Source organism: Thiolapillus sp. (genome assembly GCF_048562965.1).
Classification (GTDB): domain Bacteria; phylum Pseudomonadota; class Gammaproteobacteria; order Chromatiales; family Chromatiaceae; genus Thiolapillus; species Thiolapillus brandeum_A.
In genome coordinates this window covers 1-9,673 of record NZ_JBHNMF010000085.1, presented here as the reverse complement: position 1 = coordinate 9,673, position 9,673 = coordinate 1, and the positions used below count along the sequence as shown (strand labels likewise).

The 9,673-nt window shown below is 55.5% G+C and carries 11 protein-coding genes and 1 pseudogene; 4 read left to right on the top strand and 8 right to left on the bottom strand.

Annotated features, from left to right (window positions below):
* Nucleotides 1-225 precede the first annotated feature (225 nt).
* Nucleotides 226-720 carry a type IV pili methyl-accepting chemotaxis transducer N-terminal domain-containing protein gene (locus tag ACOCD2_RS06820; RefSeq protein WP_293646122.1) on the top strand — a complete coding sequence of 165 codons (495 nt, stop codon included), beginning with the start codon at nucleotides 226-228 and terminating at the stop codon, nucleotides 718-720.
* On the opposite strand, the gene ACOCD2_RS06815 is transcribed toward ACOCD2_RS06820, so the two are convergent.
* The 6 genes from ACOCD2_RS06815 to sufB form a co-directional block, all read right to left on the bottom strand.
* Nucleotides 714-1,130, bottom strand: a complete 417-nt coding sequence (locus ACOCD2_RS06815) for a SufE family protein (RefSeq protein WP_293646120.1) — start codon at nucleotides 1,128-1,130, stop codon at nucleotides 714-716. The two genes, ACOCD2_RS06820 and ACOCD2_RS06815, sit on opposite strands and share 7 nt — an antisense overlap.
* Nucleotides 1,127-1,453, bottom strand: a complete 327-nt coding sequence (locus tag ACOCD2_RS06810) for a HesB/IscA family protein (RefSeq protein WP_293646118.1) — start codon at nucleotides 1,451-1,453, stop codon at nucleotides 1,127-1,129. Before ACOCD2_RS06810 ends, ACOCD2_RS06815 begins: the two co-directional genes overlap by 4 nt.
* 50 nt (nucleotides 1,454-1,503) lie before the next feature.
* Nucleotides 1,504-1,830, bottom strand: a complete 327-nt coding sequence (locus tag ACOCD2_RS06805) for an SUF system Fe-S cluster assembly protein (protein WP_293646116.1) — start codon at nucleotides 1,828-1,830, stop codon at nucleotides 1,504-1,506.
* Nucleotides 1,827-3,125 carry a Fe-S cluster assembly protein SufD gene (gene sufD, locus ACOCD2_RS06800; protein ID WP_293646114.1) on the bottom strand — a complete coding sequence of 433 codons (1,299 nt, stop codon included), beginning with the start codon at nucleotides 3,123-3,125 and terminating at the stop codon, nucleotides 1,827-1,829. Before sufD ends, ACOCD2_RS06805 begins: the two co-directional genes overlap by 4 nt.
* Entirely contained in the window at nucleotides 3,122-3,874 is a 753-nt protein-coding gene (gene sufC, locus ACOCD2_RS06795; protein ID WP_293646112.1) for a Fe-S cluster assembly ATPase SufC, read from the bottom strand. The genes sufD and sufC overlap by 4 nt, the downstream gene beginning before the upstream one ends.
* A gap of 239 nt (nucleotides 3,875-4,113) precedes the next feature.
* Nucleotides 4,114-5,562 (bottom strand): Fe-S cluster assembly protein SufB, encoded by a 1,449-nt coding sequence (gene sufB / locus ACOCD2_RS06790; protein ID WP_293646110.1) that lies wholly within the window; start codon nucleotides 5,560-5,562, stop codon nucleotides 4,114-4,116.
* Between the two features lie 113 nt (nucleotides 5,563-5,675).
* Between sufB and ACOCD2_RS06785 the strand changes: the two genes are divergently transcribed.
* From ACOCD2_RS06785 to ACOCD2_RS06775, 3 genes are read left to right on the top strand one after another with little or no spacing between them, the layout of a single operon-like run.
* Nucleotides 5,676-6,029 (top strand): hypothetical protein, encoded by a 354-nt coding sequence (locus ACOCD2_RS06785; RefSeq protein WP_293646108.1) that lies wholly within the window; start codon nucleotides 5,676-5,678, stop codon nucleotides 6,027-6,029.
* Nucleotides 6,030-6,047: 18 nt separating this feature from the next.
* Nucleotides 6,048-6,416 (top strand): CidA/LrgA family protein, encoded by a 369-nt coding sequence (locus ACOCD2_RS06780; protein ID WP_293646106.1) that lies wholly within the window; start codon nucleotides 6,048-6,050, stop codon nucleotides 6,414-6,416.
* Nucleotides 6,409-7,137 carry an LrgB family protein gene (locus tag ACOCD2_RS06775; RefSeq protein ID WP_293646104.1) on the top strand — a complete coding sequence of 243 codons (729 nt, stop codon included), beginning with the start codon at nucleotides 6,409-6,411 and terminating at the stop codon, nucleotides 7,135-7,137. Before ACOCD2_RS06780 ends, ACOCD2_RS06775 begins: the two co-directional genes overlap by 8 nt.
* Here the strand turns inward: ACOCD2_RS06775 and ACOCD2_RS06770 are convergent.
* Nucleotides 7,132-8,448 (bottom strand): annotated as a pseudogene (locus ACOCD2_RS06770) (SLC13 family permease). The gene ACOCD2_RS06775 and the pseudogene ACOCD2_RS06770 sit on opposite strands and share 6 nt — an antisense overlap.
* Before the next feature lie 78 nt (nucleotides 8,449-8,526).
* Nucleotides 8,527-9,387 carry a hypothetical protein gene (locus tag ACOCD2_RS06765; protein ID WP_293646102.1) on the bottom strand — a complete coding sequence of 287 codons (861 nt, stop codon included), beginning with the start codon at nucleotides 9,385-9,387 and terminating at the stop codon, nucleotides 8,527-8,529.
* Nucleotides 9,388-9,673: the final 286 nt, after the last annotated feature.

Here is a 9,673-nt window from a genome sequence, read left to right as displayed (position 1 = left end):
GGCCTATTGCCGCATCTCCAGTTACCTGCAGACCATGGCAAATCAGGGATACAATCCGCTGGTCGCCATTCAAATGGCCTTTTCGGGACAGCTCTATGCTGATAGGGGTGAGTAGTTACACTGCCAGAACGGCGCACCTTCGGTGGCATCAGACATGTCCATCGATTTCTCCTATGTCGTGAAATTCCAGGAGAAAGTCTGCACAGGGTCAGGTGGGGAAAACAGGTGTGGATTCTTGGGCGCTTACCATACAGGTTGCTGGTAAAGACGGAACCGAATCTGCAGCAGGCGCCGCAGGTGAATGCCATCGCAGACAAGATGCTCAAGTATTCCAACCGGTTCGTCACTTTACTGGAGGAGCGCTCCGGTACCAGCAAGGGGCGCCTCATCAATATTTCCGACCGCCAGCGGATGTTTTCCCAGCGGATCGCGAAGTTCTACGTTTTCAAGGCCTGGGGGCTGGATACGGACGAATACTGCGCCGAGTGCGACAAGGCGGTAAAGGAGTTCAGCGACGCCCTGGAAACCCTGAAGAAGGCTCCTGAGAATACGCCGGAAATCAATGAGGCGCTGGACAAGGTGCAGACCGACTGGAACACCTTCAAAATCAGTTTCAGTATCCGTGGCGGAAAATTCATTCCATCCCTCGTGACGCGTTCACTAGACAATATCCTGAAACAGATGGATCGCATCACGGCGATGTATGTGGCTATCTACTGAAGATCAGCCACCTGTTTCTTCATCAGTTCCACCAGGGCATAGATGCCAAAATGGCGGTTGGGCGAGAGGTGTTCGTCCAGCTTTAGACGGCTGAAGAATTCATCCACGTCCAGCTGCTGGATTTCTTCGGCAGTCTTGCCATCCACCAGTTGAATCAGCAGTGCAAGCACGCCTTTGATGATGCTGGTGTCGCAATCGCCATGGAAATGGATGCGTTCGGGATGTTCCTCATCCCGGTAGGGATGTACCCAGACCTGGCTCATGCAGCCCTTTACCTTGTTCTCTTCCGTCTTCAGTTCTTCCGGCATGGGCGGCAGTTTTTCACCCAGTTCCACCAGGTACTGGTAGCGCTGGTCCCAGTCACCCAGGATGTCGAAGATATCGACGATTTCATCCAGGTTCATGCTCATACGTTGAAGGATTCTCCACAGCCGCAAGTGTCCTTGACGTTGGGGTTGTGAAACTCGAACCCCTGGTTCAGCAGGTTGTTGCTGGTAAAATCCAGCTCCAGACCGTCTAGCAAGGGCATACTCTCTTCGTCCACGACAAGTTTTACACCCCGGCTTTCGAATACTCGGTCGTGTTCATTTACTCCATCGGCATAATCGACGACATAGGCAAACCCTGTGCAGCCGGACTTTTTCGTGCCCAGACGCAGGCCGATGGCATCGTCCTGTGTGGCCAGCATTTTCCTGATGTGTTGTGCGGCGTTTTCTGTCAGTTGGATGTTCATGTTCTCTCTCCGTTATATTAACCCGGCGACATATTTGGTCGCCGGGTTAATTAATACAGCCCCAGTGCCAGCTGGGCTTCTTCGCTCATGCGATCCTGGCTCCAGGGCGGATCCCAAACCAGTTCCACATCCGCATCGGTGATGCCATCCACCTGTTTTACGGCGGATTCGACCTGGCCCGGTAGAATACCGGCTACCGGACATGCAGGCGCGGTGAGTGTCATGCGGATGTGCGCCCGATGGTCCGCATCGATGGCGATGTCGTAGATCAGCCCGAGGTCATAGACGTTCACCGGGATTTCCGGGTCGTACACGGTCTTTATGGCTTCAATGACCTGTTGTTCAAGGGCATTGTCCTGTATATCAGCGTTCGTCATTCCGGCAGTTTTTCCAGTGTGTCCTGCAAGCGTTTGAGAGCCTGTTCGCGCAGACTTCCCAGATGGATGTGCTCGATGACTTCCTGCGCATATCCCTGACACAACATGTGGGTCGCGGCGCTTTCTTCAATACCCCGTGAGCGCAGATAGAAGATTTGCTGAGGATCCAGTTGGCCCACGGAGGTGCCATGACTGCACTTCACGTCGTCGGCGTAGATCTCGAGCTGGGGCTTGGTGTCCACCTCGGCGTTGCGTGTGAGCATGAGGTTATCGTTGGTAAGCTGGGCATCGGTAAGCTGGGCGACCTGGTCCACCAGAATGCGTCCGTCGAAAACGGCACGCCCTTTGCCGTACAGCAGTCCCTTGAACTGCTCGCGGCTGTTGCAGGCCGGCTGGTTGTGATGAATGTCCAGGTGGAAGTCGCTGAGCTGGTCATTACCCACCACGTACAGTCCCCGCAGATCACAATCTGCCTGTGGTCCGCTGAACGAGCTACGGTAATCCGTGCGCGCCCACTTGCCACCGAAGGAAAGGGTAATGCCGTGATAGTGACTTTTTTCTCCCTGCTGCAGGTACAGGTTGCTCAGGTGCCAGGCACTGCTGCTTTCATCCTGGATGCGATAATGAGAGAGCTTTGCATCGCCATGCAGTTGCACTTCAGTGATGTTGTTGTGGAAATAGGTTTTACCCTCATCACCAAGGAAATGCTCGATGACGGTGGCTTCTGACCTTTCGTCCAGCACCAGCAGGTTGCGTGGCTGCACCAGCAGTGCCTGTTCGGAAGCCGAGTTTAGATAGAACACTTCGACGGGGGCTTCGAGGCGGACACTGGCAGGAATGTGCAGGAACAGGCCGTCATTGATGAGCGCGGTGTTCAGTGCGGTGAACAGGTTTTCACCTGCGTTTGCCAGCGTGCCCAGGTATTGCTGTAACAGCGCATCACCGTCATTGAGTGCCTGGTGAATGCTTTTCAGCGTAACCTCACCGGGAAGGTCGTCGATGCGGGAAAGGGCGGGGCTGAGCCAGCCGTCCACGAACACCAGCATGTAAGGGCTTTCACTTTCGGGCCGGGGCAGGGAAGTGCAGTCGGGTGCCTGAACAACCGGTGTGAACTGTTGCTTCAGCAGCGCATCCACGCGACTGTAGCGCCAGGCTTCGAGTTTGCGGCGGGGCAGGGGCAGGCTGTCCAGCTGATCGTTTGCCTTGTTACGCAGTTCGCCCAGCCAGTCTGCGGGCGCGGGGATACTCTGCTTCACCAGTTCCCTGGCCCAGTGGTTTGTCGCAACCGGGTTCATGCCGCGTACTCCTCCAGCACCCAGCCGTACCCCTTGTCTTCGAGTTCCAGGGCCAGGTCCTTGCCGCCGGAACGTATGATGCGGCCGTCGGCCAGTACATGAACGAAGTCCGGCTGGATGTAGTCCAGCAGGCGCTGGTAGTGAGTGATCATGATGATGGAGTGCTCGGGGTTGCGCAGCAGGTTGACGCCTTCGGCCACGATACGCAGGGCATCGATGTCCAGGCCCGAATCTGTCTCATCCAGAATGGCCAGCTTTGGCTCCAGCAGCGCCATCTGGAGGATCTCGTTGCGTTTCTTTTCGCCGCCGGAGAAACCGGCGTTGACGCTGCGCTTCAGCAGCTTGTCGTCGAGTTTCACGGTGGCCGCTTTCTCGCGTATCAGTTTCATGAAAGCCACAGCGTCCAGTTCTTCTTCTCCCCGGACTTTGCGGATGGCGTTGAGGGATTCGCGCAGGAAAGTCATGTTGTTGACGCCGGGGAGTTCCACCGGATACTGCATGGCGAGGAAGATCCCTGCCCAGGCACGTTCTTCGGGTTCCATTTCCAGCAGGTTGCGGCCCTCGAAAAGGACTTCACCGCCCGTGACTTCATAACCCTCGCGCCCGGAAAGGACATAGGAGAGGGTGCTCTTGCCCGAACCGTTGGGGCCCATGATGGCATGGACTTCGCCTTTACCCACTTCCAGGTTCAGGCCCTTGAGAATTTCCTTGCCGCCCACGTTGACGTGCAGGTTATTAATGCTAAGCATTATATTATTGCTCCAAAATACTGATATTATTTAGTTAATGTAGGTCGGACTTCGGTCCGACAAACAACCGGTTCATGGTAGGATGCCGCTGATCGATTCCCCGCGGGAACATGCCAGCGGTTCCGATATGACCGTTGAGCCAATCCCGGGTCTGTCGGGCTGAAAGCCCGACCTACAGGAATCGCTTGCACTCACTGTCCCGTACTTGGCAGAGGCCCGGCCCACGGTGTTTCCATACATCATCCGACTGCTCCCTCAAGGGTAATGTTCAGCAGTTTGCGCGCTTCCACGGCAAACTCCATGGGCAGTTCATTGAACACTTCCTTGCAGAAACCGTTGACGATCATGGACACTGCATCTTCTTCCTTCAGGCCGCGCTGGCGGCAATAGAACAGCTGGTCCTCGCTGATCTTGGAAGTGGTGGCCTCGTGTTCCACTTTGGCCGTGGGGTTGCGAACCTCGATATAGGGAAACGTGTGCGCACCACACTGATCACCAATAAGCAGGGAGTCGCACTGAGTATGATTGCGGGCGTTCTTTGCTTTGGTTCCCATGCGCACCAGTCCCCGGTAGGCATTCTGGCCATGAGCGGCAGAGATGCCCTTGGAGACGATGGTGCTGCGCGTGTTCCTGCCGATGTGGTACATCTTGGTGCCGGTATCGGCTTGCTGGTAACCCCGGGTTACGGCCACGGAATAGAATTCGCCCACCGAATCGTCGCCCTGCAGGATGCAGCTGGGATATTTCCAGGTGATGGCCGAACCGGTTTCCACCTGAGTCCAGGAAATATGCGAGCGGTCGCCGCGGCAGTCTCCGCGCTTGGTGACGAAATTGTAGATGCCGCCGATGCCGTTTTCATCGCCGGGGTACCAGTTCTGCACCGTGGAATACTTGATGCTCGCATCCTCCATGGCAATGAGTTCGACCACTGCAGCGTGAAGCTGGTTCTCGTCCCGCATGGGTGCGGTACAGCCTTCGAGGTAGCTCACCCGGCTGCCTTTCTCCGCCACGATGAGGGTGCGTTCGAACTGGCCGGTCTTGGCTTCGTTGATACGGAAATAGGTGGAAAGCTCCATGGGGCAGCGTACGCCTTCGGGTATATAGACGAAGGTGCCATCGCTGAACACGGCGGCATTCAATGCGGCGAAAAAATTGTCCGTATGGGGCACCACGGAGCCGAGATGCTTTTGGACAAGTTCAGGATATTCATGGATCGCTTCCGAAATGGCGCAAAAAATGACGCCTACGTCCGCCAGCTGCTTGCGGAAGGTGGTGGCCACCGAGACACTGTCGAAAACGGCATCCACGGCAACACCCGCTAGGGCTTTCTGCTCTTCCAGAGGTATGCCCAGCTTTTCATAGGTGGCGATCAGTTCCGGATCCACTTCGTCCAGGCTTTTTGGCCCTTCTCCTTTCTTTTTAGGGGCCGAAAAGTAGGAAATATCCTGGAAATTGATGGGATCGTAGCGCAAATGCGCCCAATCCGGCTCTTCCATCTGCAACCAGTGTCTGTAGGCTTTCAGACGATAATCCAGCATCCACTGGGGCTCATTCTTTTTCCTGGAGATGAATCGAATGGTATCCTCGTTCAGTCCAGGAGGCAGGGTTTCCGACTCGATATCCGAGACAAAACCATGTTCGTATCCGGCTTTTACCAGGTCTTCCATTGTTTCCTGTTTCGCGCTCATGAATTGTCCGTCAAAAGGTTAATAGTTGAGTAATTTACTATGTTATTATCTTGGGCCTAACGGGAGTGAATTTCAATCCCTATTTTTGTAATGCATTTACCGGATGAAGATCTATGCCAGCGCCACATATCAAGACAGCAGTCCCCAAACGCCGCTATGAAATCGACAATTTTTCCGTTGTGGTTCTTGGGGAGATAGAAAGCAAGGATCCGGTGAACTACAAATACATCATGGCTTTTGTGGATGTCTCCGAAACAGATCCCCTGCTGTATGTCACATCGGAGGAAAACCCGCCCAACCAAAGGGAAAACGGGAGATACCGGGTGCGGGTGTTGTATGGCGACGACGAGCGGGACATGGGGTCTGACGAGTTTCCGGGAGATCTGGAGCAGTTTACCGAGTACGGTCTGCAGCTGGCTTCCCGGTTGCTGCAACTCATGGAAGAAGAGCCCATACGCCTGATGTAGGGCAGGGGAAAACACTACATGACCTTTCTCAACGGCATGACTCTGCTGCTGATCTACCAGCTGGTGGGTGAAATTGGTGTACATATGCTGCAGTGGCCGGTGCCCGGCCCCGTACTCGGTATGGTGCTGCTGTTTCTGACACTGTTGCTGCGCAAGGGAATTCCTGCTTCCATCGATTCGTCTTCTCACGTCCTGCTGAATCATCTGTCCCTGCTGTTCGTGCCTGCCGGCGTGGGCATGATGGTGTATCTCGAACGGCTGAAACAGGAGTGGCTGCCTATCGTTGCGGCACTGTTCCTGGGTACTCTAATCACCCTGTCGGTCAGCGCTCTGGTCATGCAGGCCACAACCCGGCTGTTCTCATCCAGGGTGCCAGAAGATGGCTGAACCTGATCTGGCGACCATCTGGGTCTATCTCTCGACCACGCCGCTGATCGGCCTGACTGTAACGCTCGTGGCCTACAGTATGGGCTATCGGCTGTACCTGCTGGCGAACCGGAATCCCCTGCTCAACCCGGTCGTCACGGCCATCGCCGCCCTGATCACCTTCCTGCAGCTGACGGATGTGTCTTACGGCACCTATTTCGAAGGTGCACAATTCGTGCATTTCCTGTTGGGACCGGCCACTGTCGCGCTTGCGGTACCGCTCTACCAGCAGTGCGCCAAGATACGCCAGCGTATGCTGCCTTTGCTGATTACGCTGATCATTGGTGCCGTGGTTGGTGCTTTGAGTTCGCTGGGTATCGCCTGGGTGCTTGGCGCCAGTATCGAGACCCAGCTGTCTCTGGCGCCCAAGTCGGTAACCACACCCGTTGCCATGGGTATATCAGAGCAGATTGGTGGCCTGCCATCGCTCACCGCCGTGCTGGTGGTGGCAACAGGCATCATTGGTGCCGTCATAGGCACCACCCTGTTCAGGCTGCTGCGTATCGAAGATGATGCGGTGAAAGGCGTGGCGCTGGGTATTGCCGCTCATGGCATGGGTACGGCAAGGGCTTTTCAGCTCAACCGGGAGATGGGGGCTTTTTCCGGGCTGGCCATGGCCTTGTCTGCCCTGACCACTGCGGTGCTGCTTCCCTGGATGCTGAAGCTGCTGGGTATGCTATAGCACCAGCAGCACATAGGCTGTTGCCAGCACGATCTGCATCAGCGCGTAGGGCACGGCAAGTCTGACAAAGCCGCCAAAACTGAGTTTCAGCTGATATTTATGAATGATGGTGACTGCCACCAGGGTAGATGCGCTGCCAATGGGCGTTATATTGCCGCCGAGGTTGGCGCCGAACACCACGGACCACCACAGGGAGGAATCGCCGGGGATATTCAGGCTGGTCAGGATCTTGGCCAGCATGGCTGCCAAGGGGATATTGTCGGTCACGGAACTGAAAACAGAAGAAGCGATCAGCAGGGCGGCCGTGCCCGTGGCGCTGTCACCCTCACCGATCATCCAGGCAACTCCTTTGCCAATGAGCGCCAGCACCTGGGCGTGTTCCATGACGTTGATGACCACGAATAGGGACATGAAGAACAGGATCAGATCCCAGTCCACCGCCCGGTAGAATTCGTTCACCTCGTGCTTGAACCTTGCCAGCACGACAACGGCAAAAGCCATGGCGACGAAACCCATGCCAAGATCCCTGATCACCGGGGTAATGGAAGTGGTGGCAATCGTCAGGATGAAGGCCACCAGCGCCGCTGTGGAGAACCAGAAGAAGGGCATGCTGTGAATGCCGTCTCTTTCGTCGAAGCTGTCGATGAGTGCTGCCGCCTTCTGCCGGTCGGAGTCGGATTTCAGGGATCCGATCCGGAACAGTCTGGCACCCAGGAGCAGGGTGGCGACGGTAGCGACCAGGACATAGGGACTGGCCTTGATGAAAAAGGTGACGAAGCTGATGCCCGCAGCATTACCCACGATGATATTGGGTACAGAGCTGATCAGTGTCAGCAGGCCGCCGATGTTGGTCAGCAGGCCTTCGATGAGCAGAAATCCCAGCATCATCCTGTCCTACCCCAGCTTCTTCAGGGAAACGCCGGTCAGGGATCCCACGATGATCATGGCTGTCACGTTGTTCAACACGGCCGAGAACAACACGGTCATGCTGCCGTAGTACCACAGCAGCTTGAGGGGGTCGCCACCGGATGCCTTGGTGAGCCTGATGGCGATCCAGCTGAACAGCCCGGAACGGGAGGTGACATCCACGAACAGGCTGGAGCCGATGATGATGGCGATGACTTCCCAGTCCACGGCTTCGATGTAGATGGGCATATGCAGCCGTTGCCCGCCGGGAATGATGATATCGCCGAAAGGCATGAAACCGAAGATGGAAGCCAGCAACAGGCTGCCGATGGCAAAGAAACCGACGATGAGCGACTTCCTGGCATGGAGCTTCTCCTCCAGGGCCAGGGCCAGGGCAAGGATCATGGCGGCCAGGATGGTGGCGAACAGATAGGTCGTTCCTGCCGATACGGCGTGATGTGCGCTTTCCATAGTCAACCTTCCTTACAGCAGCAGCAGGGGAATCTGGCGCAGTTCCACTGCCAGGGGATAGGCCACACTGTGCATGGCATGCTGGCGTTCATCCTTGGCGCTGAGTACCAGAAGGTCGAGTTGCAGAGACTCTATCTGATGCCGGTATTCGGCAACCAGTTCACCAAAATTCACCAGGGAACGTATGCTCAGTTGCGGAAAACGCGCTTTCAGCACTCTGGAACAGGAATCGAAGTAGTCACCGGGTTCTTTCAGCAATTGATCATGCAGACGTTCCCTTGCCAGGTCGGTATCGATGACATCGATCTTGGAGATGGCGTCCATGTAGTGTTCGAATACCGAGATGTCTTCCACATGGGTCAGGTAGAGATTTCCTGCGGGACGGCTGAATGCCACAGCATGATTGATGAGAGGATCATTGACAGCTTGCATGTTGGTAACCACCATGACTTCGGAAGTGTCCTGGAGGGCATGGTCCGCTTGGTAACCGGCTTGGGGATGGGGCAGCACCATGACCGGTATGTCGGTACGCTGCAGCAGCACATCGAGGTGTTCACCCAGGGAATGGGGAAAACGCCAGGCGCCGCTGTGCAGGTTGCGATAGGTACATATCAGGTCAGGCTGGTAACGGGGGATCAGTTCGAGCAGGTCGCCGGTAGTGTTGAATTCCGATCCCTGGACGAGGAAATAGTCGCAGTGGCTGGCGTCACGGGTCTGTTCGATGAAGGTTTTCACCTTGTCCAGGTAAGCCCGGGCATCTGGACCACCGAGATCGGTAACCAGGAGAATGCTGCGCAGTTTCACCGGGTTGTAGGTGAAGACCGCCTTGTAGGCCGAACGGAAAACGCTTTCAAACTGGTCTACCTGGGACAATGCTGTTAACTCCATCTCGTGTTGCAGGGTTGGCCACATTATAGAAACTTGTGGGCATTGCTGCGGTCCGTTTCACCGAGAAAGTGAAGTTGTCCCGCCTTATTCATGGTGGCGGCTGAAGCCGAAGTAAGTTGATGAACTGTCATGCAAATTTTTTACTAAGTCGTTCCCGTCTATAAATGCCAAGTCATTGAAATTCAATTGAAAAACCGAAAAAAGACGATGAGAAATCCGGTGCAGGATGGTACAATTATGATCTTAAAGCATTGATACATAAGAAAACCAT